Origin of the sequence: Prauserella salsuginis (assembly GCF_024648885.1) — a bacterium.
GTDB classification, from domain to species: domain Bacteria; phylum Actinomycetota; class Actinomycetes; order Mycobacteriales; family Pseudonocardiaceae; genus Prauserella; species Prauserella salsuginis.
Genome location: NZ_JANBBF010000011.1, coordinates 337,795 through 362,059, shown reverse-complemented (window position 1 = coordinate 362,059; position 24,265 = coordinate 337,795). Strand labels below are relative to the sequence as shown.

Annotated in this window: 21 protein-coding genes; 8 read left to right on the top strand and 13 right to left on the bottom strand. The window is 71.1% G+C overall.

From position 1 onward, the window contains the following. Window positions 1-210: 210 nt before the first annotated feature. From LY40_RS16540 to LY40_RS16530, 3 genes are all read right to left on the bottom strand, one after another. On the bottom strand, window positions 211-3,585 hold the full coding sequence (locus LY40_RS16540; RefSeq protein ID WP_258937384.1) for a pyruvate carboxylase: 3,375 nt from the start codon (window positions 3,583-3,585) through the stop codon (window positions 211-213). 259 nt (window positions 3,586-3,844) lie between these two features. Next, window positions 3,845-6,001 (bottom strand): ATP-dependent DNA helicase RecG, encoded by a 2,157-nt coding sequence (gene recG / locus LY40_RS16535; RefSeq protein WP_258937383.1) that lies wholly within the window; start codon window positions 5,999-6,001, stop codon window positions 3,845-3,847. A gap of 99 nt (window positions 6,002-6,100) precedes the next feature. Further along, window positions 6,101-7,858 carry a DAK2 domain-containing protein gene (locus LY40_RS16530; RefSeq protein ID WP_258937382.1) on the bottom strand — a complete coding sequence of 586 codons (1,758 nt, stop codon included), beginning with the start codon at window positions 7,856-7,858 and terminating at the stop codon, window positions 6,101-6,103. Between the two features lie 147 nt (window positions 7,859-8,005). Between LY40_RS16530 and rpmB the strand changes: the two genes are divergently transcribed. Then, window positions 8,006-8,197, top strand: a complete 192-nt coding sequence (rpmB, locus tag LY40_RS16525; RefSeq protein ID WP_075846683.1) for a 50S ribosomal protein L28 — start codon at window positions 8,006-8,008, stop codon at window positions 8,195-8,197. Window positions 8,198-8,505: 308 nt separating this feature from the next. On the opposite strand, the gene LY40_RS16520 is transcribed toward rpmB, so the two are convergent. After that, window positions 8,506-9,138 (bottom strand): LysE family translocator, encoded by a 633-nt coding sequence (locus tag LY40_RS16520; RefSeq protein ID WP_258937381.1) that lies wholly within the window; start codon window positions 9,136-9,138, stop codon window positions 8,506-8,508. 63 nt (window positions 9,139-9,201) lie between these two features. Here LY40_RS16520 and LY40_RS16515 point away from each other — a divergent pair, with 63 nt between their 5' ends. Then, on the top strand, window positions 9,202-9,708 hold the full coding sequence (locus tag LY40_RS16515; RefSeq protein WP_183778549.1) for a CGNR zinc finger domain-containing protein: 507 nt from the start codon (window positions 9,202-9,204) through the stop codon (window positions 9,706-9,708). A 318-nt stretch (window positions 9,709-10,026) separates the two neighbouring features. On the opposite strand, the gene LY40_RS16510 is transcribed toward LY40_RS16515, so the two are convergent. From LY40_RS16510 to LY40_RS16495, 4 genes are read right to left on the bottom strand one after another with little or no spacing between them, the layout of a single operon-like run. Next, window positions 10,027-10,719 carry a uracil-DNA glycosylase gene (locus LY40_RS16510; RefSeq protein WP_372497690.1) on the bottom strand — a complete coding sequence of 231 codons (693 nt, stop codon included), beginning with the start codon at window positions 10,717-10,719 and terminating at the stop codon, window positions 10,027-10,029. Window positions 10,720-10,758: 39 nt separating this feature from the next. Next, a complete protein-coding gene (locus LY40_RS16505) occupies window positions 10,759-11,280 on the bottom strand; it encodes a gamma carbonic anhydrase family protein (protein WP_183778551.1) in 522 nt (173 codons plus the stop codon). Window positions 11,281-11,285: 5 nt separating this feature from the next. Beyond that, entirely contained in the window at window positions 11,286-11,768 is a 483-nt protein-coding gene (locus LY40_RS16500; protein ID WP_221212609.1) for a GNAT family N-acetyltransferase, read from the bottom strand. Between the two features lie 10 nt (window positions 11,769-11,778). After that, entirely contained in the window at window positions 11,779-12,777 is a 999-nt protein-coding gene (locus tag LY40_RS16495) for a thiamine-phosphate kinase (RefSeq protein ID WP_183778555.1), read from the bottom strand. A gap of 90 nt (window positions 12,778-12,867) precedes the next feature. On the opposite strand from LY40_RS16495, the gene LY40_RS16490 reads away from it, so the two are divergent. Beyond that, the gene (locus LY40_RS16490) at window positions 12,868-13,107 is read left to right on the top strand and encodes an Lrp/AsnC ligand binding domain-containing protein (RefSeq protein ID WP_183778557.1); all 240 of its coding nucleotides are present in this window, start codon (window positions 12,868-12,870) and stop codon (window positions 13,105-13,107) included. 385 nt (window positions 13,108-13,492) lie between these two features. Further along, a complete protein-coding gene (locus LY40_RS16485) occupies window positions 13,493-14,032 on the top strand; it encodes a DUF3515 domain-containing protein (protein WP_258937489.1) in 540 nt (179 codons plus the stop codon). 116 nt (window positions 14,033-14,148) lie between these two features. Here the strand turns inward: LY40_RS16485 and LY40_RS16480 are convergent, their stop codons facing one another. Further along, the gene (locus LY40_RS16480) at window positions 14,149-15,246 is read right to left on the bottom strand and encodes a D-alanine--D-alanine ligase family protein (RefSeq protein ID WP_258937380.1); all 1,098 of its coding nucleotides are present in this window, start codon (window positions 15,244-15,246) and stop codon (window positions 14,149-14,151) included. Window positions 15,247-15,257: 11 nt separating this feature from the next. After that, window positions 15,258-16,652, bottom strand: a complete 1,395-nt coding sequence (pdxR, locus tag LY40_RS16475; RefSeq protein WP_258937379.1) for a MocR-like pyridoxine biosynthesis transcription factor PdxR — start codon at window positions 16,650-16,652, stop codon at window positions 15,258-15,260. A gap of 81 nt (window positions 16,653-16,733) precedes the next feature. Here pdxR and LY40_RS16470 point away from each other — a divergent pair, with 81 nt between their 5' ends. Beyond that, window positions 16,734-17,402, top strand: coding sequence for a pyridoxamine 5'-phosphate oxidase family protein (locus tag LY40_RS16470; RefSeq protein WP_258937378.1), 669 nt, complete (start codon window positions 16,734-16,736; stop codon window positions 17,400-17,402). 22 nt (window positions 17,403-17,424) lie between these two features. Here the strand turns inward: LY40_RS16470 and LY40_RS16465 are convergent, their stop codons facing one another. The 3 genes from LY40_RS16465 to LY40_RS16455 all read right to left on the bottom strand — a co-directional run bounded on the left by LY40_RS16465 (window position 17,425) and on the right by LY40_RS16455 (window position 20,193). Beyond that, window positions 17,425-17,940, bottom strand: coding sequence for a cysteine dioxygenase (locus LY40_RS16465; RefSeq protein WP_258937377.1), 516 nt, complete (start codon window positions 17,938-17,940; stop codon window positions 17,425-17,427). A 500-nt stretch (window positions 17,941-18,440) separates the two neighbouring features. Beyond that, window positions 18,441-19,502, bottom strand: a complete 1,062-nt coding sequence (locus LY40_RS16460; RefSeq protein WP_258937376.1) for an NAD(P)H-dependent glycerol-3-phosphate dehydrogenase — start codon at window positions 19,500-19,502, stop codon at window positions 18,441-18,443. Further along, the gene (locus LY40_RS16455; RefSeq protein ID WP_183778563.1) at window positions 19,495-20,193 is read right to left on the bottom strand and encodes a lysophospholipid acyltransferase family protein; all 699 of its coding nucleotides are present in this window, start codon (window positions 20,191-20,193) and stop codon (window positions 19,495-19,497) included. The genes LY40_RS16460 and LY40_RS16455 overlap by 8 nt, the downstream gene beginning before the upstream one ends. 84 nt (window positions 20,194-20,277) lie before the next feature. Here LY40_RS16455 and LY40_RS16450 point away from each other — a divergent pair, with 84 nt between their 5' ends. The 3 genes from LY40_RS16450 to LY40_RS16440 are packed head-to-tail and all read left to right on the top strand — an operon-like array spanning window position 20,278 to window position 24,225. Beyond that, window positions 20,278-21,018, top strand: coding sequence for a CofC family guanylyltransferase (locus LY40_RS16450; RefSeq protein WP_258937375.1), 741 nt, complete (start codon window positions 20,278-20,280; stop codon window positions 21,016-21,018). A gap of 52 nt (window positions 21,019-21,070) precedes the next feature. Beyond that, the gene (locus LY40_RS16445) at window positions 21,071-23,281 is read left to right on the top strand and encodes an RNA degradosome polyphosphate kinase (protein ID WP_372497691.1); all 2,211 of its coding nucleotides are present in this window, start codon (window positions 21,071-21,073) and stop codon (window positions 23,279-23,281) included. Beyond that, window positions 23,278-24,225: an NUDIX hydrolase gene (locus tag LY40_RS16440; RefSeq protein WP_258937374.1), complete on the top strand. Its 948-nt coding sequence runs from the start codon at window positions 23,278-23,280 to the stop codon at window positions 24,223-24,225. The genes LY40_RS16445 and LY40_RS16440 overlap by 4 nt, the downstream gene beginning before the upstream one ends. Window positions 24,226-24,265 lie beyond the last annotated feature (40 nt).

Below are 24,265 nucleotides of genomic sequence, written 5' to 3'. Positions count from 1 at the left end.
GGTACTCGTCAGCCGCACCGCACGCGGGTGACCTCGGCCGCCCGGCCGCCGCGACCGGGCGTTCGTGATGTACGTCGCCGGCCGAACCGACCGGGCTCCTCGACAACGGTCGCCCGCGGCCTGCTGCAGCCCGCGGGCGACCGGCGCCACCGGTGCGTCACCGAGCTCGACGACACCCTCGCCGCACTCGGGTGACGCACCGGCCGGCGGTCACTCCAGGACGATCAGCAGGTCGCCGCCCTCGACCTGCTGCACCGTGGTGATGGCGAGCCGTCGCACCGTGCCGCCCGTGGGAGCGGTGATGGCGGCCTCCATCTTCATCGCCTCGATGGTCGCCACCGTGTCGCCCGCCTCGATCGAGTCGCCCTCGCCGACCTGCAGCGTGACGACGCCCGCGAACGGCGCCGCGACCTGGTTCGGATCGCGACTGTCGGCCTTCTCCGCCACGGGCACGTCCGTGGCCACGGACCGGTCGCGCACCGGGATCGGCCGCATCTGACCGTTCAGTGTGGACATCACGGTGCGCATGCCGCGTTGGTCGGCCTCACCGATCGCCTCGAGTGCGATGAACAGCCGCACTCCCGGCTCGAGGTCCACCGTGTACTCCTCCCCCGGCCGCAGGCCGTAGAAGAAGTCCTTGCTCGGCAGCACACTCGTGTCGCCGTACGCGTCGCGGTGGGCGTCGAACTCCTTGGTGGGGCCGGCGAACAGCAGCCGGTTCAGCGTGGCCCGCCGATCCGTGTCGAGCGCCTTCCGGTCCTCTTCGGACAACGTCGATTCGGGCTTGGCCTCGGCACGCCCCTGAAGGGCCTTCGTACGGAACGGCTCGGGCCAGCCGCCCGGCGGGTCGCCGAGCTCGCCGCGCAGGAATCCGACGACGGAGTCGGGGATGTCGAACTTGCCGGGCTCGGCCTCGAACTCGGCCGGTGCCACGCCCGCACCCACGAGGTGCAGCGCCAGGTCACCGACCACCTTGGACGAGGGCGTGACCTTGACGATGTGACCGAGCATCCGGTCGGCCGCGGCGTACATCGCCTCGACCTCTTCGAACCGGTCGCCCAGTCCGAGCGCCTTCGCCTGCGTGCGCAGGTTGGACAGCTGACCGCCGGGGATCTCGTGGTCGTAGACCCGGCCGGTCGGCGAGGCCAGCCCCGCCTCGAACGGGGCGTAGATCTTCCGCACCGTCTCCCAGTACGGCTCGAGATCGCCGACCGCCCGCAGGTCCAGCCCGGTCGGCCGGTCGGAGTGATCGGTCGCGGCGACGATGGCCGACAGCGACGGTTGCGACGTGGTGCCCGCCATCGACGCGACCGCCCCGTCCACCGCGTCGGCTCCCGCACGGATCGCGGCCAGGTACGTGGCGAGCTGACCGCCCGCGGTGTCGTGGGTGTGGATGTGCACCGGCAGGTCGAACTCCCGGCGCAGCGCCGTGACGAGCTTCTCGGCTGCGGGGGCACGCAGCAGGCCCGCCATGTCCTTGATCGCCAGGACGTGCGCGCCCGCCTCGACGATCTGTTCGGCCAGTCGCAGGTAGTAGTCCAGTGTGTACAGTTTCTCGCCCGGCTCGGACAGGTCCGAGGTGTAGCACAACGCCACCTCGGCCACCGACTTCCCGGTCGCCCGCACGGCGTCGATCGCGGGCCGCATCTGCGATACGTCGTTGAGCGCGTCGAAGATGCGGAAGATGTCGATGCCGGTCTCCGTGGCCTCCTCGACGAACGCGTCGGTGACCTCGGTGGGGTACGGCGTGTAGCCGACGGTGTTGCGCCCCCGCAACAACATCTGCAGGCACACGTTCGGCATCGCCTCCCGCAACAGCGCGAGACGTTCCCACGGGTCCTCGGCCAGGAACCGCAACGCGACGTCGTAGGTCGCGCCGCCCCAACACTCCACCGACAGCAGCTGCGGCATCGTGTGGGCCACGGCGGGTGCGATGGCCGTCAGGTCCTTCGTGCGCACACGCGTGGCCAGCAGCGACTGGTGGGCGTCACGGAACGTCGTGTCGGTGACACCGACCGTGCCGGAGGTGCGCATCCACTGCGCGAAACCCTCGGGACCGAGCTCGGTGAGCTTCTGCTTTGACCCCGCGGGCGGCGCACCGGACGGCAGCGCCGGGATCTTCTCCTCCGGGTCGACCAGCCGCGGCCGCTCGCCGTGCGGTTTGTTGACCGTGACGTCGGCGAGATAGGTCAGCAGCCGGGTGCCGCGGTCGGCCGAGTGGCGCGCGGTGAGCAGATGCGGCCGCTCCTCGATGAACGCCGTGGTGACCCGTCCCGCCTGGAAATCCGGATCGTCGAGCACGGCCTGCAGGAACGGGATGTTCGTCGCGACACCGCGGATGCGGAACTCGGCGAGCGCGCGCCGGGCACGGCCCACCGCCGTGTCGAACGTCCGCCCGCGGCAGGTCAGCTTGACCAGCATCGAATCGAAATGCGCGCTGATCTCCGTACCGGAGAAAGCCGTACCGCCGTCGAGGCGGATACCGGACCCACCCGGCGAACGGTAGGCGCTGATCATGCCGGTGTCGGGACGGAACCCGTTGGCCGGATCCTCGGTGGTGATCCGGCACTGCATCGCCGCGCCGCGCAGGTAGATCGCCTCCTGCGACAGCCCGAGATCGGCCAGGCTCGCCCCCGAGGCGATGCGCAGCTGCGACTGCACCAGGTCGACGTCGGTGACCTCCTCGGTCACCGTGTGCTCCACCTGGATCCGCGGGTTCATCTCGATGAAGACGTGGTTGCCGCTGCGGTCGACAAGGAACTCGACGGTGCCCGCGTTGCGGTAGCCCATCTGCCGGGCGAGCTTCACGGCATCGGCGCAGATCCGCTCGCGCAGGTCCGGGTCGAGGTTCGGCGCCGGCGCCAGCTCGACGACCTTCTGGTGCCTGCGCTGCACCGAACAATCGCGCTCGTAGAGGTGGATGACGTTGCCCTGGCCGTCGGCGAGGACCTGCACCTCGATGTGCCGCGGCTCGACGACGGCCTGTTCGAGGAACACCGTCGCGTCACCGAACGCCGATTCCGCCTCGCGGGAGGCAGCCTCGATGGCCTCCCGCAGCTGCGCCGGATCCTCGACCCGCCGCATGCCGCGCCCGCCACCGCCGGCGACGGCCTTGACGAACACCGGGAACGTCAGCTGCTCAGCGGCGGCGACCAGCTCGTCGACGTCGGCCGACGGGGCCGACGAGCCGAGCACCGGCACCCCGGCCTCGCGGGCGGCCGCGACGGCGCGGGCCTTGTTGCCGGTCAGTTCGAGGGTCTCGGCGTCCGGGCCGACGAACGTGATGCCGGCTTCCTCGCACGCGCGCGCGAGGTCGGGGTTCTCGGACAAGAAGCCGTACCCCGGGTAGACGGCATCCGCGCCGGCGCGCTGCGCGGCGCGGACGACCTCGTCCACCGACAGGTAGGCCCGCACCGGATGTCCCGGTTCGCCGATCTCGTAGGCCTCGTCGGCCTTCAGTCGGTGCAGCGAGTTGCGGTCCTCGCGCGGAAACACGGCCACGGTTCCCGCACCCAGTTCATAGGCAGCGCGGAACGCGCGGATGGCGATCTCGCCCCGGTTGGCGACGAGCACTTTGCGGAACATTCCCGGTCCTTCCGTCCCTCGGATCGGTCGCGGGGCACGTTACCCGCTACCTCCCGTCTCGTGGGAGCTCCTTCCCACGGATCGGGAACACAGGGTGCCCCAAAGGCAAACGCAGGGTTCCCCGAAGGGCACTTCGGGGTGCCCGGTGCCCCAAAGGTGCGCTTCAGGGCACCGGGCACCGGGCACCGGGCACCGGGCACCGGGCACCGGGCACCGGGCACCGGGCACCGGGCACCGGGCACCGGGCACCGGGGTGAGGCTAGGACTTCTCCAGGTACTCGGCCCGCTCGGAATCGATGACCTCGGCGACCATCCGCGCGAGACCGGGACTGCCCGCCAGTTCCGGATCGGCACCCACGACCTGCTGCGCGACGGTGCGTGCCCGCGCGATCACGTCCTCGTCGTCCAGCAGCGACAGCAGTTTGAGCGCCGACTTCGTGCCCGACTGCGCCGCACCGAGGATGTCGCCCTCCCTGCGCAGCTCCAGATCCAGCTTCGACAGCTCGAACCCGTCGGTCGTCGACTCCACCGCGGCCAGCCGCTGCCGCGTGCTCGTGCCGTCCGGCATCTCCGTCACGAGCAGGCACAGTCCCGGCTCCGAGCCACGGCCGACGCGTCCGCGTAGCTGGTGCAGCTGACTCACGCCGAACCGCTCCGCGTCCATGATCGCCATGACGGTCGCGTTGGGCACGTTCACGCCGACCTCGACGACCGTCGTGGCGACGAGGACGTCGACCTCCCCGGCGGCGAACGCGCGCATCACCGCGTCCTTGTCCTCCGTCGGCTGCCTGCCGTGCAGCACGCCGATCCGCAGGCCGTGCAGTGGACCCTGTTCGAGCATCGGCACGAGATCGAGCACGGCGATCGGCGGGCGGCGGTCACCCGTGTCACCCGGCGGTTCGTCACCGATCCGCGGGCACACGACGTACGCCTGCCTGCCCTTGCCGACCTCCTCGGTGATCCGCTGCCACGCCCGGTCCAGCCACGACGGCTTCTCCGCGACCGGCACGACGGTCGTGGCGATCGGTGACCGGCCCGACGGCAGCTGACGCAGCGCCGAGGTCTCCAGATCGCCGTAGACCGTCATCGCCACGGTCCGCGGGATCGGCGTCGCCGTCATGACCAGCACGTGCGGACTGGTGCCATCCGCACCGCGCGTGCGCAGCGCGTCCCGTTGTTCGACACCGAAGCGGTGCTGTTCGTCGACGACGGCCAGCGCCAGATCGGCGAACGTCACGTGGTCCTGGATCAGCGCGTGTGTGCCGACGACGATGCCCGCCTCGCCCGAGGCCGCCTCGAGCAGCGCGTGTTTGCGTTCCTTCGCGCTCATCGATCCGGTCAGCAGCGTCACCTTCGTCGCGGGATCGGCCGCACCGAGCTCGCCCGCCTTGCCGAGATCGCCGAGTAGCTCCCGCAACGACCGCGCGTGCTGGGCGGCCAGGACCTCCGTCGGCGCCAGCATCGCCGCCTGCCTGCCCGCGTCGATGACCTGCAACATCGCCCGCAGCGCCACGATCGTCTTGCCACTGCCGACCTCGCCCTGCAGCAACCGGTTCATCGGATGCGCCGTCGCCAGGTCGGCCGCGACCGCCTCCCCGACCTCGCGTTGCCCCTCGGTGAGTTCGAACGGCAACCGCTCGTCGAACGCCGCCGCGATACCGTCGTCGATCCTCGGGCAGGCCGGCGCCGGATCGCTCACCTCGGACTGTCTGCGCTGGGCGAAGATCAACTGGATCGACAGCGCCTCGTCCCATTTGAGGCGCTCTCGCGCGGAATCGAGTTCCTCCTGACTCTCCGGGCGGTGGATCCGGCGCAGCGCCGTGTCGAGGTCGGTGAGGCCGTGCTCGGCGCACAACACCTCGGGCAGCGGATCGTCGACCGGATCGAGCGTGTCGAGCACCTGCCGCACCGCCCGCGAGACCGCCCACGACGTGATGCCCGCCGCCGCCGGGTACACGGGGATGATCTGCTTGACGAAGCTGTCCACCGTGGACGAGCTGTCGTCGTCATCGTCGAACAGTTCGTATTCCGGATTGGACAGCTGCAGGTTGCTGCGGAACGCCGACACCTTGCCCGCGAACAGACCGCTCCTGCCGGGTCGCAGCTCCTTCTCCCGCCATTCCTGACCGAAGAAGGCACACGACATGCGGCGGCTGCCGTCGGTGAGCACGACCTCGAGGATCTGTCCCCTGCGGTTCTTCATCGGGCGCCGCTTGGTCGATTCGATCCGCGCCAGCACCGTGGCGTACTCGCCGAGTTCGAGACCTACGATGTCGGTGAGCTCGCCGCGGCGCGCGTACCGGCGCGGGTAGTGCCGCAGCAGATCGGCGACCGTGTGCAGGTCCAGCGACGCGGCGAGCGCCTTCGCCGTCTTGGCACCCAGCACACCGGAAAGCCTGTCGGCCATCGTCGTCATGTCACTCGCCTGCCCGCGTCGCCCTGTCCTCGCACGTCCGTGCCGCTGCCCGGTTCACACTGGCCCGGTTCACACGGCGCCGCTTCATGCTGCGCCGGTTCATTCGACGCCCATCAACAGCACCGCATCGGACTGCCCACCGTAGTAGCACACCAGTTCGACCTCCGGATGGCCGACGCGCAGATGCTCCGACAGCACGTCCTCGACATCGGGCGGCGAGCCGGCGCCGGTCAGGACCGTGACCAGTTCCCCACCGACCGCCAGCATCCGCTCCAGCACCTCGACGGCCGCCTCGGTCACGTCGCCCGACTCGCCGATACGCACGACCTCGCCGTCGACGAGCCCGAGCACGTCACCGGCACGCACCTGGCCGACCCACGTGAGCGCGTCCTCGCCCGCGATCACGATGTCGCCGCGCCGGGTGGCAGCGGCGGCCTCGGCCATCGCGACGACGTCGGCACCGGCCCTGCGTTCCGGATCGTGCACCGCCAGCGCCGCCAGCGCCTGCGTCGGCGAGGCGCACGGCACGACGACGACCTCACGCTCGGCCAGCACGGGATGACTCGCCGCGCGTTCGGCGACCGCCGTGAGGTCCACCCCGCCGGGCACGACCGTCACGTGTTCCGCGGCCGTCTCCCCGATGAGGCCGAGCAACTCCTCCGTCGTCGGCTCCGCTCCCGCGGCGACCGCCAGCACCGGCACGCCTTCCGCGCCGACCAGCTCGGCCACCCCGTCCCCGCGGAGCACGGCGACGACGGCACGGTCGGCGGCCGTGCTCTCCGGCGGTGCCGGCGTCATGAGTGGTTCGACCCGCACCCGGTGCGGTCTGCCGTGCCGCAGCCCGGCCTCGAGCGCCGCCCCGATGTCGTCGCAGTGGACGTGCACGGCGTGGTTGCCCGCTCCGTCGCCTGCGACCGTGACGCTGTCGCCCAGTTCGGCCAGATCCCGGCGCAGGGCGGCGAGCGCGGCGTCCTCGGCGGCGGGGTCGAGGTCGGAGAGCAGGTACATCACCTCCCACGCCTGCGGCGCGGGCAGCGCCGCCGTGGCGGCCACCGGACGATCCGGCGCGACGGCCGTCTCGCCCGCGACGACCGCGGCGAGCGCGTCCAGCACGGCCACCAACCCGCGGCCTCCCGCGTCGACCACGCCCGCGGCCGCCAGGGCGGCGAGCTGGCGCGGGGTTTCCGCCAGCGCCTCGGCCGCGGTCCACGCGGCGGTGCGGGCCACGTCCTCGAGCGTGCCGGCGCCATCCGCCGCGACGGCGTGGGCGTGGGTTTGGACGGCGTGAGAGTGGGCGTCGTGCGGGTGGGTGCCGTAGCCGTAGGCGGCGTGCGGGCGGGCGGCGTCTCCTGCGGCGCCGCCGGCGGTGAGGTTGCCGCCGTCGTCGGGATTGCCGCCGTCGTCGGGGTTGCCGTCGTCGGGTCCGGCCACCGCGATACCGACGGCGTGCAGCACGCTGAGCATCGTCCCCGCCACGGGCCGGGCGACCGCGCCGGTGGCGCGCGCATCGGCGTGCTGCAGGGCGGCGGCGAGGCCCCGGCCGTCCAGGACCGCGGCGTCGCCCGCTGACTCGGCGAACCCGCGCAGGACCTGTGACAGGATCACCCCGGAGTTGCCGCGCGCCGACGCGACGGCCCCTTCGGCCAGTGCGCGCAGCGCCTCGCCCGCATGCGCGACCTCGGGGCGTCCTTCCAGCGCGGCGCGGGCGGCCGTGACGGTGTGCAGCAGGTTGGAACCGGTGTCGGAATCGGCGACCGGGTAGACGTTGATGCCGTTGATGTCGGCGCGCAGCTCCTCGAGGCTCCGTACGCAGGCGCCCGCCCACGCGCGCACGGCTGCCGCGTCCAGGGAGTGCACCGCTTGTCCTCCTGCAGGGAAAAGGTGGGTTCGACGCGAGCGTATCGACCCGGATGGAGCGGCGGAGACCGCACCGGCTACCCTGTTCGAGATGCCCGGCATTCCCGGGCGGATTGTGTTTACCTACTTTCTCGAGGAGTGTTCGACGTGGCTGCCGTGTGCGACGTCTGTGGCAAGGGGCCGGGCTTCGGCAAGTCGGTCTCGCACTCTCACCGGAAGACCAACCGCCGGTGGAACCCGAACATCCAGACCGTGCACGCAAAGCTCGGGCTTTCCCAGAAGAAGCGTATGAACGTGTGCACTTCCTGCCTGAAGGCCGGCAAGGTCGTTCGGGGCTGACGCCTCAGAATCCGAAGCTCTCGAAGCCCCGGGGATCGATCGATCCTCGGGGCTTCGTGCTGTGCGCAACCCACTTCGCGCGTGTTCTGCACTCAACACCGCGTGTCCTGCACTCAGCACCGCGTGTTCTGCGCTCAACACCGCGAGCCCTGCACTCGGCACCGCGAGCCCTGCGCCGGCGCGTCACCCACCCCCACCGACGCGCCGCCGCACGGCTGCCTCTTCGCGCACCCTCCACTCGTGCCGCGACAGTCGACACCTCGTCGCCGGCACTCGTGGGTCGCCGGCGCTCGTGGCACCGCGGCCCGTCAGCGGAGCGAGTCGACGACCAGCGCGGCGGCCAACGATCCGTAGACGGTTGCGGCGAGCCGCTCGAACGCAGTACGCACGCGCGGACTGCCCAGGACCCGATCCCGGACCGCGCCAGCGAGCTGCCCCGTGACGAGGTCGACAGCCAGGCCGATCACCTGCAGGAGCACGCCGAGCAGGAGCAGCTGCAGCGTCGGGTCGCCCCCGGCCTCGCCCAGGAACTGTGGCAGGAACGCGGTGAAGAACAGCAGGATCTTGGGGTTCGACAGGTTCACCAGGAATCCGCGCCGGAACGCCCGCGGTTGCGGCGGCTCGTCGACCGCGACCGGGCCGCCCGCCGAACGCCACGTCGTCCACGCCAGATAACCGAGATACACAGCTCCACACAGCTGGATCACGTCGCCGACCTGCGGCATCGCAGCCAGGAGCGCGCCGAGACCGAGCGCCGTCAGCACGACGTACACACTCACGCCCGCGGTGATGCCGAACGCCGCCCGCGCTGCCGCACGCCGCCCGTCGCGCAGACCGGTGGCGACCATGAACGCCATGTCGGGCCCGGGCACGACCATCAGCACCACGACCGCACCCAGGAACGCGGGCAGCACACCGACGTCGATGTAACCCGAAAACATGCTTTATATGGTTACACAGATCGTGTAACCATATAAAGCGCCGCAACGAGTTAGTGTTGCAGGATGCCGGATGTGCCTGTGCTCGACATGCACGACGTGGTCGAGTTCGTGAACGAGTACGCCGACGCGGCCCGCGACGCCGCGGGCGAGCAGCACACCGCCTACCCCGACGCCGCGGAGCTGCTGACCTGGACCGGACCTCTGCCCGACGTCGACGGCCTCGTGGCCGCGGCCAACGCGATCCACCCGGTGTTCGCCGCCGGCACCTCCGCCCGCGAACGCCTCAACGACCGGTTGCGCGACCTGCGGCCGACGCCCGTGGCCGCGGTCGACGGGCTGCGCTGGACCGTGGACCACCCCACCGACACGCTGTCCGCCGCGCTCGCCACCACCGTGTTGGCGTGGCTTCTGCGGCATGGGCCGGACCGGCTCGGCACCTGCCGGGGCGCGAACTGCGTCGACGTCTACGCCGACGCCTCTCCCGCGGGCCGCCGCCGGTTCTGCTCGACGACCTGTCTCAACCGGCACAAGGTCGCCGCCCACCGGCGTCGCGCCGCAGGCACCGACTGATCCCGGGGCCCGAGGACGCGCACCCGGGCCCACCGATGCACCCACGGCCCCGACGGGCTCAGCGGCTCACCCGCGGGGCGGCGGTAGGGACACGCGCGGGCGCAACACACGCCCCTCGACTCACAACTCGGGCCCCACAACACACAACACGACAGCCGCGAACGCAGAACACACGGTGCCGAACGCAGAACACGCGGTGCCGAACGCAGGACACGCGGTGCTGAGTGCAGAACACGCGCGGGGACGCAGTCGCGCGACAGCGCGGCGTTGGGGCGGTGGTGGGGCGACGGGCGGGCGCAGGACACGCGGCGGGAATCGTTACGGGAGGCGCCAGTCGACCGGCTCGCCACCCTGAGCCTGGAGCAGTTCGTTGGCGCGGCTGAACGGGCGCGAGCCGAAGAAGCCGTTGTGGGCCGACAGCGGGCTGGGATGTACGGACTCGACGCACCGCTCGGCCCCGATGATCGGCTTGAGCTTGCGCGCGTTGCTGCCCCACAAGATCGCCACGAGCGGCTGGTCGCGGGCGGCGAGCGCGCGGATGGCCTGCTCGGTCACCTGCTCCCAGCCTTTGCCCTGGTGCGAGTTCGGCTTGCCGGGCTGCACCGTGAGCGACCTGTTCAGCAGCAGCACGCCCTGCCGGGTCCACGGCGTCAGGTCGCCGTTGGACGGCATCGGATGCCCGAGATCCTCGCAGTACTCCTTGTAGATGTTGACGAGACTCTTCGGCAGCGGCCGCACGTCCGGGGCCACGGCGAAGCACAGGCCGATCGGGTGCCCCGGCGTCGGATACGGGTCCTGGCCGACGATCAGCACGCGCACGTCGGCCAGCGGCTGTTGGAACGCCCGCAGGATGTGTTCGCCCGCGGGCAGGTAGGTCCGTCCCGCGGCGATCTCGGCGCGCAGGAACTCCCCCATCGCGGCGATCGTGTCCGCCACCGGTTCGAGGGCCTCGGCCCAGCCCGTTTCGACGACATCGGCCAGCCCATGTCCGGAAGTACCCGTGGAAGTCACGGCCCGGACTCTAGCGCGCCGGTGAGTCCGCCCTGACAGTCAGTCGAGCCTGCGTAGCTCCGCCCGATACCGCTTCGCGCGCTCGACGTAACCGTCGACGATGCGCGCGATCGCGTCGGCGCCCAGTGACGTGTTCTCCCGCGTCTTGGCGGGCACACCGAGCGCGATGTGCCCGGACGGCACATGCCCGCGGTACGACACCACTGCGCCCGCGCCGACCACGCCACCGTCCTCGACGACCGTGCCGTTGAGGACCACGGAGCCGGACGCGAGCAGACAACCCGTGCCGATCGTCGCGCCTTCGACGTGGACGTTGTGCCCGATCGCCGACCCCGGCCCGAGGATCGTCGGCTGCCCCTTGGCGACGTGGACGATGCACCCGTCCTGGATGTTGGAGCGCACGCCGACCTCGATGCGGTCGTTGTCGGCGCGCAGCACGGTCTGCGGCCAGATCGACGCCTCGGCACCGATGCGCACGTCGCCGATCAGGGTCGCGTCCGGATGCACCCACGCGTCGGGATGGATGTCCGGTTCGAGGTCGCCGAGCGCGTAGATCGCCATCCGCGTTACTCCAGTTCCTTGGCCATGCAGACGCTGAGCTCGTCCTGGGCGTACACGCCGAACTTCTCGATCTCGTGATAGCCCGACGAACGGTACAACGCGATGGCCTCGGGCTGTTTGTGCCCGGTTTCGAGGACGATGCGGCCGCAGCCGTGCTCGGCGGCGGTGCGCTCGAGCGCGGCGAGCATCACGCGGGCGTGACCACGGCCTCGCTCACCGTCGACGACGAACATGCGCTTGATCTCGGCGTCGCCCGCGCGCAGCGAACCGTCGTCGGTGGCGTGGGCGCGCCAGCCGCCGCAGGCGACCGGCACCTCGTCGCGGTAGCCGACGAGGAAGATCCCCTGCGGCGGCGCGAACTCCGCCGGGTCGACGGGTGTGACGTCGGGGTCGCCGTAGCGGCTGACGTACTCCTGCTGCACGAGGTCGATCAGTTTGGTCGAGTCGGGGTGGTCGAAGGCGAGCACATGAATGTCCACGCCGTCCATGTAACCCGATTCAGCGCCAGTGTTCCCAGCCGATATCGCCGTCGTAGGGCTTGCCGTCGACGGTGACGCCGGTGTCGGGCATCAGCACCGTGCCGATCTGCCGCCAGCCCTGGGGAAGGTCGACGAACGACGGGAACGTCGCCACGAGTGCGTGATCCTCCCCACCGGTGAGCACCCACCGCATCGGATCCGCCCCGAGCGCGTTCGCCACATCGACGAGCTTGCGGTCCACCTCGAGCGACTCGGAGGCGATGTCGATGCCGACGTCGGATTCCTCGGCGAGATGCCCGAGATCGGCGAGGAGCCCGTCGGAGACGTCGATCATCGCCGTGGCGCCCGCGTCGGCGGCCGCGGGACCCGCGGTGTAGGGCGGTTCCGGCGCACGCTGTGCGTTGACCACTCCGACCGGCGACCGGAATCCGCGGCCCAGTACGGCGAGACCGGCGGCCGCCCATCCCAGCCTGCCGCACACCGCGACGATGTGTCCCGGCCGCGCCCCCGAACGCGTCACCGGAGCGCGCCCGCCGAGGTCACCGAGCGCGGTGACACTGACCACCAGCTGGTCGGCGCGCACGACGTCGCCGCCCACGATGCCCGCGCCCACCCGCGCGGCCTCCGCGGTCAAGCCGTCGGAGATGCCGGTCGCGACGGCGGCGTCGGTGTCGGCGGGACAACCGAAGCCGACCACCAGTGACGTCGGCGTCGCCCCCATCGCGGCGATGTCGGCCAGGTTCACCGCAGCCGCCTTGTGACCGACCTGCTCGGGACTGGACCAGTCGAGGCGGAAGTGCACCCCCTGCACGAGAACGTCCGTGCTGATCACCACACGCCCGTCCGGTGCAGCCACCACGGCCGCGTCGTCGCCGGGCCCGATGACGGTGCCCGCCGGCAGCTGCTGCCTGCCGGTGACGTCGCGGATCAGCCCGAACTCGCCGACGTCGGCGACCGTGCCACCGGCACCGTCACCCGCTCGGCCGCCCGGGTCTCTGCCGCTGTCCCTGCCCTCCACACAACACCTCCGGTGCCCCACCTGCGGTACGTTGCAGCGACGTTACCTATCTTGGGCCCACGGGGGCCGAAACGGACGAAGGGACGCGCCGTGGTGCACGCATACATCCTCATCCAGACCGAGGTCGGCAAGGCCGCGTCGGTGGCCGCCGCGATCGCCGAACTGCCCGGAGTGGCCAGCTCCGAGGACGTCACCGGCCCGTACGACGTCATCGTCCGCGCGGAGGCCGACAACGTCGACGATCTCGGCCAGCTCGTCGTCGCCAACGTGCAGAACGTCGACGGCATCACCCGCACCCTGACCTGCCCGGTGGTGCACCTGCCGCAGTGACGGGCTCCGCCCGCGGCGGGAATCGCCGCAGGGCCTGCCGGGACCGACCGACGCCGAGGACCGATACGACCGCATGACCGACAGCTCCGACACGCCCGACCCGGACAGCCGATCCGGCGAGACCGCCGATCCGGCAGCCACGACGGACACGAACGGCTCGGCAGACACGAACGGCTCTGCCGACTCGGCGGACGCGGCCGGTTCGGTAGACGGGGCCGACACGACGGACGCGGCCGGTTCGGCGGGCACTGCGAATCAGGCGGATACGCCCGACCCCGTGCACACGACCGGCTCGTCCGGCGCGGCAGGGACCGCGCCGGAGGCATCCGCGTCCGCCGCCGATACCGCTGCCACCGACACGGGGGCGCCGCCGCGGAAGCTGATCATCGCAGCGGCCGGGCTCGCCGTGGCACTGGCGGCGGGTGTCGGTGCCATCGGCCTGTTCGGCCGGGACACCGGGACCGACCCGGCCGGTGGTGCGCAGGCCGATGCGGACGCCACCGGCCCGGCCGGTCCGCTGCCGCTCGTGTCGATTCCCGCACCGGAGTCCGACAGCGACGCGTGCCGGCGCATGCTGGAGGCCGTTCCTGACCGGCTGACGTCGTCGGGCGAACAGTTGCAGCGACGCGAGCTCGCCGAGCCCGCACCACCCGCGACCGCGGCCTGGGGCCAGGACAGTCCGGTGGTGCTGCGCTGCGGCCTGGACCGGCCGCCGGAACTGAAGCGCACGTCCACACTGCGGCAGATCAACGAGGTGCAGTGGCTGCACGTGCCGGACGAGGCCGGCCCGAGTGCCACCTGGTACGTCGTCGACCGGCCCGTCTTCCTGGCGCTCACCGTGCCGGAGGGAACGGGGACCGGCCCATTGCAACGCATCTCGGACCTGGCCGACGAGACGATGAAGCAGGTCTCACCCACGTTCTGACGGCGACCGGCCCTACCTGCTGACGACCACCGGCTCTGTCCGACGGCCGGAGACACCGGGCCACGCAGGCCGGCGAACCGGTGCCCCGCGACGGAACGGCCCCGCGACGGAACGGGTCAGCGCAAGCCGGTACCGCGGGCGATCGCCGTGTCGACCAAAGTGGACAACAGCGTCGGATAGTCGACGCCCGTGACGGACCACATCTTCGGGTAGGCGGACGTCGTGGTGAACCCCGGCATCGTGTTGACCTCGTTGATGACGAGCTCGCCGCCGTCGGTGACGAAGAAGTCGACGCGGGCCAGTCCCTGGCAGTCCAGCGCACGGAACGCCTCGACCGCACACGCGCGCAGGCGTTCGGTCACGTCGTCGCCGAGTTTGGCGGGGATGTCCAGTTCGGCGTCCTCGCCGAGATACTTGGTCTCGAAGTCGTACCAGGCGTCGGCGTCGTCGGCGAGCACGCGGATCTCCGCGGGCAGCGACGCCTCGACGCGGCCGTCGGGGAACTCGAGCACGCCGCACTCGACCTCGCGACCGGTGATCCCCGCCTCGATGAGCACCTTCGGGTCGGTCTCGCGTGCCAGCGCGATCGCGTCGGAAAGCTGTGACCAGTCGGTCACGCGCGTGATACCGACCGACGAGCCCGCCCGCGCCGGCTTGACGAACACCGGCAGGCCCAGGCGTTCACGCTCGGAGTCGTCGAGGGTGGACTGTCCACGGCGGACCGTCGCGTACGGACCGACGGGCAGCCCCTCGGCGACGAGCAGCTTCTTCGCGAACTCCTTGTCCATCGCCGCAGCGCTGGCCAGTACGCCCGCACCGACGTAAGGAATGTCGGCCATCTCCAGCAGCCCCTGGATGGTGCCGTCCTCGCCGAAGGCACCGTGCAGCACGGGGAACACGACGTCCACCTCGGACAGCACCTCGGCCTCCCTGCCGGGTTCGAGGCTCACGACGCTCTTGCTCGTCGGATCGCCCGCCAGCACGAGCGCGCGGCCGTCGTCGACCGACGGCAGTTCGCGCCCGCGGATCTCGAGGGCCTTGGGGTCGTCGGTACCCAGTACCCAACCACCCGCCGGGGTGATGCCGACGGGCACGACCTCGAACCGTTCCGGGTCGAGGTTGTCCAGCACGCAGCCTGCGGACACGCAGGAAATCGTGTGCTCACTGCTGCGGCCGCCGAACACCACGGCCACGCGCGTCTTGCGGCTACTCATGACCGGCCACCCTACCGGTGCCGCATCCGGGTCAGGTCAACGAGCGTCGGCACGCATTCGGCGAGCTCGGACCGCGAACACCCGGCGTAGCCGACCAGCACGCCGTGTGCCGTCGGGGCGGTGGCGAAGTGCCGGGCGAGGCCGTCGAGCAGCACGCCGCGGCGCTTGCCCGCCGCGATCCGCTCCCGCTCGTCCTCGGCAGACGGCAGCGGCACCACGAGATGTGCGCCCGCGTCGTCGCCGAGCACGGGCACGCCCGCGGTGGCGAACGCGTCGACGAGGATCGACCTCCGGTCGGACAGCTCCCGCCGCAGCCTGCGCAGGTGCCTGCCCAGATCGCCGTGCCGGGCGAGTTCGACGACCACGTGCTGCCCCGCGGGCGAGGGGCGGGTGCCGGTCAGTTCACGGTGTTCGAGCACGGCCCGCGTCACCGACGGCGGCGCCACCATCCAGCCCGCCCCCAACGTCGGGGTAAGGATCTTGCTCGTGGTGCCCAGATGCACGACGACGTCGGGCGCGAGCGAAGCCAGCAGCGGCAACGGGGCGACGTCGTAGCGCAGCTCGCCGTCGTAGTCGTCCTCCACGACGAGGAAATCCCGCTCCCTGGCCAGTTCGGCCAGCTCGACCCGCCGGGAGGCGCTCATCCGGCATCCCATCGGGTACTGGTGCGCGGGCGAGCAGTACACGACCCGCACGCCGGGGGGAATGCGGTCGGTGCGCAGCCCCTCCTCGTCCACCGGCACCCCCGCCACGCGCATGCCCGCGCGGGAGAAGGTCTGCACGGCGCGCTGATACCCCGGTTCTTCGACGGCCACGAGATCGCCGGGGGCCAGCACGGCGGCGGCGAGTTCGACCACCGCGGCCGTCGTTCCTCCGGTGGCCAGTACCGACTCGGTACCCGCGTCGAGCCCGCGGTGCCGCAACAGGTGTTCGGAGATCACCTCGCGGTACTCCCCCAACCCGGTCCGCGACAGGTACACCGCGGGCGGGGTGTCGGACGCCGCCCGCCACGCACGCCGCCACGCCGACCGGTCCAGGCCTTCCGCCCACGGCACACCGGGCAGCAGGGCGAGCCTGCCCGGCGGCAGTTCGTCGCGCGCGGCAGCGGAACGGTGTTCGGGGCGGGCACTCGGTGGCGAGGTCGTGACGTACGTGCCGGAGCCGTGTTTGCCGACGATCCAGCCCTCGGCGTGCAGCTGTTCGTAGGCGGCTGCCGTGACGGTGCGGCTGACACCGAGCCTGCCCGCCAGCGCGCGCGTGGACGGCAGGCGGTCACCGCCGCGCAGGTGTCCCGACGACGCCGATTCGCGGAGCGCGTCGGCCAGCTGCACGGCCAGTGGCACGTGCGATTCCCTGTCGAGCGTCACCGGCAACGCGGTTTCGCGCGTCGCCTCGGCGTGCGTCACACCGACTCCTTCAAAGTGGACTCCTGAACTTGCCTGATTGTGGACATTCCACCATGCCACTGCGTGGATGATCGTTGGCCCATGCCGACGTCCCCATCACTGTCCGCCACAGCCCGCAGCACGCTGACCCGCAAGCAGCAGCGAGCCGCCACCGACCGCACCGAGCTGCATGCCGTGCTCGACGCCGGACTGATCTGCCACCTCGCGCTCGTGTCCGGCGGTTCACCGCTGTGTGTCCCGACCGGGTACGGACGCGACGGCGACACGCTCTACCTGCACGGCTCCACCGGATCCGGCAACGTGCGCACCGCCGCCCGCGGCGTGGACATCTGCGTCACGGTCACGATTGTCGACGGCATCGTCTACGCGCGCTCGCTGAACAACCACTCGATGAATTACCGCTCCGCTGTCGTGCACGGCAGCTCCCGTGCGGTCACCGACGACGACGAACGAGAGCACGCCCTGCGCGTGATCAGCGAACACCTCGCACCCGGTTCGTGGGACTACGCCCGCACCCCGGACGCCAAGGAGCTGGCCGGCGTCGCGGTGCTCGCCCTCGACCTGGCCGAGGCGTCGGTGAAGCTCCGCGACGGCGATCCGAGCGAACAGCCCGTGGACGTCGACCGCGACGACGTGTGGGCGGGTGTGGTCGACGTTCGCACCGTCTACGGCGCACCCCGTGCCGCGGCGTACGTCCCGGACGACGTCCCGGTCCCGCCGCACATCGCCGAACGCCCCGCCCCACGCTGACCGCACGCGAGGAAGGGGCGCGTCAGCCGGGCTCGGACACGGACCCGGCGAGCGGGTCGACGTGCACCGGCCGGACGGTGCGGCCCTCGGCGCGGTAGACGTGCACGCTGATGGCCGGGTCCGGGCCGTCGTTGCGCACCTCGTGCACGTAGCCGGGCCCGAACACGCGGGACTGCCCCTCGCCGAGCGTGTGCACCTCGGCGGCCGCGTGCCCGGCTGCGCCGGTTCCCGCGTGCTCGCCGGCAGCCCTGCGCCTGACGGTTTCGGTGAGCGTGCCGGACACGACGGTGAACGCCCCCGTGGCGAAGCCGTGGTCGTGCACGCCGGTGTACTGACCGGGCAACCAGCTCAGCAACCAGACCTCGTCGCCGTCGGTGCGATCGATCAGCGCGGCGAACCGCTCGTCCGGGTCGTAGCGCAGCAGCGTGCGCCACCGGTCACGGTCGAGCGCGTAGTCGCGGGCGACACGCACGGGGTGTCGCGCGACACGGGCGGGAGATTCGGGCAGGGCGACGGTGTTCTCGGGAACGGCGAACATGGGCGTGCGGGAGATCCTTGCTGTCGGAAGGGAAGCGTCGAGCAGACATCAAGCGGTTGCGGTGCGGACTCGGAGGTCACCGGCAACAGCGACAACAAGGCGCGCAGCACGTACCGCGGCGACCGGTGAGCGGTCCCCGTGGCGCGGATACGTTCTGCGTCAGCACGTACGCAAGAGAACCAGCCCTGTGATGGAGCGTCAAGGCGATTCCACGGAATGAAACCGCCGCGCGGGCGTGACAGCACCGGCGAGAAGCACCTGCACCAGGACCACCGCCCGAAAAACGGTCACGGCGAGGCGTACGACACAGCGGCATACGACACAGCGGGCCCGACACAACGGGGGTCCGACACCGCGCCGCCCGGCACCACGACGCCCCGGCACCACGACGCCCCGGAGCACGGCGTCGCGGAGCACGGCGCGCGAGTGTGGCCGGTGCGCCGATCCCGTCGCGCCGGCCACACTCGCGCGAAAACCACCCCACACCCGTGCGGGGACGCTCACATGCGCTCGGGCTTCTGCTCCCGTCCGAGGAGTTCGGCGCCGACGGTGGCGGGGTCGTTGCCCTCGTGGCACACGCGGTACATCGCGTCCGTGATCGGCATGTCGACACCGGCACGGGCGGCCAGGTCACGGATCGACCGGCACGACATGACGCCCTCGGCGACCTGTCCGCCGACGGCCTCCTGTGCCTGCTCGATCGTCTCGCCGCGGCCGATGCGCTCGCCGAACGTGCGGTTCCGCGACAACGGCGAGGCACAGGTGGCCACCATGTCGCCCACACCGGCCAGGCCCGCGAACGTCATCGGGTCGGCACCGAGCTTCGCGCCCAGTCGCGCCGTTTCGGCCAGTCCTCGTGTGATGAGCGTCGCGACGGTGTTCGCGCCGAACCCCAGTCCGGCCGCGATGCCGCACGAGAGCGCGACGACGTTCTTGCAGGCACCCGCGAGCTCACTGCCGACGACGTCGGTGTTGGTGTACGGCCGGAAATACGACGTGAACGCCGCCTCCTGCACCGCGACCGCACGATCGTGGTCGCCGCAGGCGAACACGCCCGCCGCGGGCTGGCCCGCGGCGATCTCCTTCGCCAGGTTCGGTCCTGCCACGACGACGACCGAGTCCTCGGCGACGCCGGCGATCTCGCCGATCACCTCGCTCATGCGCTTGAGCGTGCCCAGTTCGACGCCTTTCGCAAGGCTCACGAGGATCGTGTCGGAGGGCAGCAACTCCCGCCAGCGGCCGAGGTTCGCGCGCAGACTCTGGCTGGGCACGGCGAGCACGACGGCGTCGGGGCCGTCGAGTGCCGCGGCGGCGTCGGACGTCGCGGTGAGGTTGTCCGGCAGTACCACGCCCGGCAGGTAGCCGGAGTTCGTGTGCTGCTCGGTGATCTCTGCCGCCACCTCGGGCCTGCGCGCCCACATGGTGACGTCCCTGCCCGCGTCGGCGAGGATCTTCGCGAACGTCGTGCCCCACGATCCGGCGCCGAGCACCGTCACGGTTCGCACCGCGGGCCGCTGCGACGGTGTTCCGGCCGCGTCGGGGTGTTCCGCCCGTTCAGGCATCGCGGCCGGCCTTCGCGGGCGGCTCCTCACCACGAATGTCGGCCAGCAGCGTGGTCACCTCCGCCATCAGCAGGTCGGTGACCTCGCGCAGCACGTCGGGCGTCGGAGCCTTCTCCCGGTAGGCGCTCAGGTCGACCGGCTCCCCCACCACGTGGGTCACGGTCTTGCGCGGCAGCGGGCGGAACTTCTTGCTGTAACCGTTGAGGACCTCCTGCGTGCCCCACCGCGCACAGGGGATCACGGGGACGTCGTTGGCCAACGCCAGCCGCGCGACGCCCGTCTGCGTGCGCTTCGGCCAGAACTCCGGGTCCTTCGTGATCGTGCCCTCGGGGTAGATCACGATGACCTTGCCCTCGTCCAGCGCCTGGTGCGCCGCCTTGAGGCTGTCGCCCGCCGAGCTCGTGCCGCGGGCGACGGGGATCGAGCCGGCGCCGGTCATGATCTTGCCGAAGACCGGGACGCGCGCGAGGCTCGCCTTGGCCAGGAACCGCGGCACCCGCTTGGCCTGGTGCACGAACACCGCATCGACGGCCGGATCCAGGTGTGACACGTGGTTCATCACCAGCAGCACCGGGCCGGTACGGGGAATGCCCTCGAAGTTCCGGTACTCCCGCTTGCTCAGGTACGCCAACGGGTAGAACAACGCCGCCGCGGCACCGACCCAGAAGCCGCCCTTCTCGCGATCCGCCAAGACTCCTCCTCGCACACTTCCACACTTCGGCGCTCGATCCTCCCACAGGCGCCGGACCACGAGAGATGCGCGAAGATGGCCGATGTGACCGTCACACTCCTCGTGCCGATGAAGCCGCCTCACGTCGGCAAATCCCGGCTCCGCGGAGCGCTCGCCTCGCCCGTTTCGCCTGGTTCGCCGGACGGTGCCGGGATGCGGGCCGCCGAGGTGCACACGTCGCTGGTGCTCGCGCTGGCCAGGGACACGGTGTCGGCAGCCCTCGACACTCCCGGTGTCGACCGCGTGGTGGTCGTCACAGGCGATGTCGATGCGCTCACCCCGCTGGCCGAGCTGGGCGCCGAGATCGTCGACGACCGCGGCGCCCCTGACCTGAACACGGCGCTGCGCGCGGCCGAGCCGCTCGTCCGCGCCCCGTGCGGCGTCGCCGCCGGGCCGCCGGGAGCAGGCGGCGACCGCGGCGACCGCGGCGTGGTCGGGGCGTTACAGGCCGACCTGCCCGCCCTGCGCAGCTCCGATCTCGCTGCGGCACTCGCCGAGGCCGACGGCCGCCGTGCGTTCACCGCCGACCGCCACGGCACGGGCACGACCCTGTTGCTGTCGGCCCCCGGGGAGCCGCTCGCACCGGACTTCGGGCCCGGCTCGGCCCACGCGCACGCGCGTTCGGGAGCGGTCGCCCTCACCACTGCGGCGGCGTCGCTGCGCTCGGACGTCGACACACCGTCGGACCTGCGCCACGCCCGCACGCTCGGCCTCGGCCCGAGCACCACCGAGCTGCTGGGACGGGCGGGTGCCGTTCCGGCGGCGGCGCACCGTCCGGAGGGTTAAACCTGCCCACCGGATCTGCCCATCGAGCCGGGTGGTGGTGGACAATGCGTGCGTGACCCACGACGAGAGCACCCCGCCCGCCGCGAGCTCTCCGGACGCGAGGCGGGTGACCACCGAGCCGCCGCCGGAAGCGAACGTCGCCGACGCCACCAACCACGCCCTGCCCGCCGCCCTGCCAGCGGCGACCGCGGTCGACCGCAGCCCGGACGAGCTGCCCGACAACCGATACTTCAACCGCGAGCTCTCGTGGCAGGACTTCAACGCGCGGGTGCTCGCGCTGGCCGAGGACGAGTCCCAGCCGCTGCTGGAACGGACGAAGTTCCTCGCCATCTTCTCGTCCAATTTGGATGAGTTCTACATGGTCCGGGTGGCGGGCCTGAAACGCAGGGACGAGACCGGCCTGTCCGTACGCAGTGCGGACGGGCTGACGCCGCGGGAGCAGCTCTCCCACATCGCCAAGCGCAACCAGGAGCTCGTCGGGCGGCACAACGCCGCCTTCGAGGAGCAGGTACGCCCCGCGCTGGCGGCGGAGGGCGTCCACATCGTGTCGTGGTCCGGTTTGGACGATTCGGACCACGAGCGGCTCTCACGCTACTTCCGGGAGCAGATCTTCCCGGTGCTCACCCCGCTCGCGGTCGACCCCGCGCACCCGTTCCCGTACATCTCGGGGCTCTCGCTCAACCTCGCCGTCACGGTGCGCGATCCCGAGGAGGGCACCGAACGGTTCGCGCGGGTGAAGGTGCCGAACAACGTCCCCCGGTTGGTCCGCACCGAGCCGCAGCGTGACAGCCGCACCGCCACCTTCCTGCCCTTGGAGGAGTTGATCGCCGCCCACTTGGGCGAGCTGTTCTCCGGTATGGAGGTCATCGAGCACCACGCGTTCCGCGTCACCCGCAACGCCGACTTCGAGGTCGAGGAGGACCGGGACGAGGATCTGCTGCAGGCGCTAGAGCGGGAACTCGCGCAGCGTCGGTTCGGCCCGCCGGTGCGGCTCGAGGTCTCGCGGGACATGAGCGAGCACATGCTCGAGCTCCTGCTGCGCGAACTCGAGGTCGACCCGCGGGACGTCGTGGAGGTTCCCGGGCTGCTGGACCTGTCGTGCCTGACCCAGTTGCTGTCGCTGGACCGGCAGGAGCTCAAGGACCGTCCCTTCGTCCCCGCCACGCCACCGTCGTTCGGGGAACGGGAGACGCCCAAGAGCGTGTTCTCGACCCTGCGGGACGGCGACGTGCTCGTGCACCACCCGTACGACTCGTTCTCGACGAGCGTGCAGCGGTTCATCGAGCAGGCCGCCGCCGACGACAAGGTGCTGGCGATCAAGCAGACGCTGTACCGCACCTCCGGTGACTCGCCGATCGTCGACGCGCTCATCGACGCCGCCGAGGCGGGCAAACAGGTCGTCGCGCTCGTCGAGATCAAGGCCCGCTTCGACGAACAGGCCAACATCACGTGGGCGCGCACCCTCGAACGTTCGGGTGTGCACGTGGTCTACGGGCTCGTCGGACTCAAGACGCACTGCAAGGTCGCGCTGGTCGTGCGGCAGGAAGGGTCGACGATCCGCCGCTACTGCCACATCGGCACGGGCAACTACAACCCGAAGACCGCGCGCCACTACGAGGATCTCGGCCTGTTCACCGCGGATCCGGCGATCGGCGCCGACCTGACGGATCTGTTCAACGTCCTCACCGGCTATTCGCACCAGGCGACGTACCGCAACATCCTCACCTCGCCGAACGGCATCCGGCGCGGCATCCTCGACCACGTCGCCAGGGAGATCGAGCTCGCCAGGCAGGGCCACGAGGCCGGCATCCGCCTCAAGTGCAACTCGCTCGTCGACGAACAGGTCGTCGACGGGCTGTACCGCGCGTCCCAGGCCGGTGTGCCCGTCGAGGTCATCGTGCGCGGCATCTGCACGCTCAAGCCCGGCGTACCCGGGTTGAGCGAGAACATCACGGTGCGCTCGATCCTCGGCCGGTTCCTCGAACACTCGCGGATCTTCCACTTCCGCGCCACCGGGTCGTACTGGATCGGCAGTGCCGACATGATGCACCGCAACCTCGACCGCCGCATCGAAGCGCTCGTGGAGGTCCACAACCCGAAGCTGACCGCGGAGCTGGACGAGATCCTCAGCTCCACGATGGACCCGCACACTCGGTGCTGGATCCTCGCGTCGACGGGCGAATGGCACCCCTCCCCTGCCGATTCGTCCGAGGTCCGCGACCATCAACTCGAAACGTTACGCAAGCACGGAGCAACAGGGTGAGCACTACCACCGAGGCCGCAGATCACATCGCCGCCCACGCTGCTGGGGCGGTGCTTTGGCGCCCTGCCGCTGACGGGGCCCCTGGCGTCGAGATCGCGGTCGTCCACCGGCCGCGATACGACGACTGGTCACTACCGAAAGGACATCTCGACCCGGGGGAAACCGCCCCCGTGGCCGCGGTGCGGGAACTCAGGGAGGAAACGGGCTTCCCCGCCGTCCTCGGCGCATTCCTGAAACGTGTCGAATACCGCATCGCGCGCGGCAGGAAAGCGGTCGACTACTTCAGTGCGCGCGCCGGAGAGGGCGTATTCGAAGCGAACGGGGAAGTCGACGAACTGCGCTGGGCCGCACCGGACGACGCGGCCCAGCTGTTGACCTACGATTCGGACAGCGACGTGGTCGAGCGGTTCGCCGCCCTGCCCCAGCAGGTCACGTCGATGCTGCTCGTGCGGCACGCCAAGGCGGGCAAACGCGAGACGTGGACCGGCGACGACGACCTGCGGCCGCTGAGCGATGCGGGGGAACGTCAGGCGCGAGCCCTGCAACCGATTCTGGCCACGTTCGCCCCCGACCGGGTCTTGTCCGCTCCCCTGCTGCGCTGTGTGCAGACCGTCAAGGGTGTCGCCGAGGACCTCGGCACCGAGGTGGCGCACGACGACGCACTCTCGGAGCGCAACTTCGCGGCCGATCCCGGGCGGGCGGTGCAGCGCATCGTGGAGATCGCGGTCGAAGGTGGGACTCCGGTCGTGTGCAGCCAGGGCGGAGTGATCCCGCACGTGGTCGCCACGCTCGCCGACCGCGGCGGTGTGGCGTTGCCCCGGACCAAACCGGACGGTGTCGCGGCGAAGAAGGGTTCGGTGTGGCAGCTCACGTTCGACCGTGTCGGACGTCTCGTCGCAGCCGGCTATCTGTCGAACGCGCTGGCCGCGCCACTCGCCGTCTAGCAATCACTAGCGCCTGAGAACCACTCGCCGCCGGAAAACG

What these genes read in the sequence shown, in the direction of transcription:
- LY40_RS16540 (WP_258937384.1), bottom strand. Translation starts at nt 3,585, where the DNA reads ATGTTCCGCAAAGTGCTCGTCGCCAACCGGGGCGAGATCGCCATCCGC.
- recG (WP_258937383.1), bottom strand. Translation starts at nt 6,001, where the DNA reads ATGACGACGATGGCCGACAGGCTTTCCGGTGTGCTGGGTGCCAAGACG.
- LY40_RS16520 (WP_258937381.1), bottom strand. Translation starts at nt 9,138, where the DNA reads ATGTTTTCGGGTTACATCGACGTCGGTGTGCTGCCCGCGTTCCTGGGT.
- LY40_RS16515 (WP_183778549.1), top strand. Translation starts at nt 9,202, where the DNA reads ATGCCGGATGTGCCTGTGCTCGACATGCACGACGTGGTCGAGTTCGTG.
- LY40_RS16505 (WP_183778551.1), bottom strand. Translation starts at nt 11,280, where the DNA reads ATGGCGATCTACGCGCTCGGCGACCTCGAACCGGACATCCATCCCGAC.
- LY40_RS16500 (WP_221212609.1), bottom strand. Translation starts at nt 11,768, where the DNA reads ATGGACGGCGTGGACATTCATGTGCTCGCCTTCGACCACCCCGACTCG.
- LY40_RS16480 (WP_258937380.1), bottom strand. Translation starts at nt 15,246, where the DNA reads ATGAGTAGCCGCAAGACGCGCGTGGCCGTGGTGTTCGGCGGCCGCAGC.
- LY40_RS16470 (WP_258937378.1), top strand. Translation starts at nt 16,734, where the DNA reads ATGCCGACGTCCCCATCACTGTCCGCCACAGCCCGCAGCACGCTGACC.
- LY40_RS16465 (WP_258937377.1), bottom strand. Translation starts at nt 17,940, where the DNA reads ATGTTCGCCGTTCCCGAGAACACCGTCGCCCTGCCCGAATCTCCCGCC.
- LY40_RS16460 (WP_258937376.1), bottom strand. Translation starts at nt 19,502, where the DNA reads ATGCCTGAACGGGCGGAACACCCCGACGCGGCCGGAACACCGTCGCAG.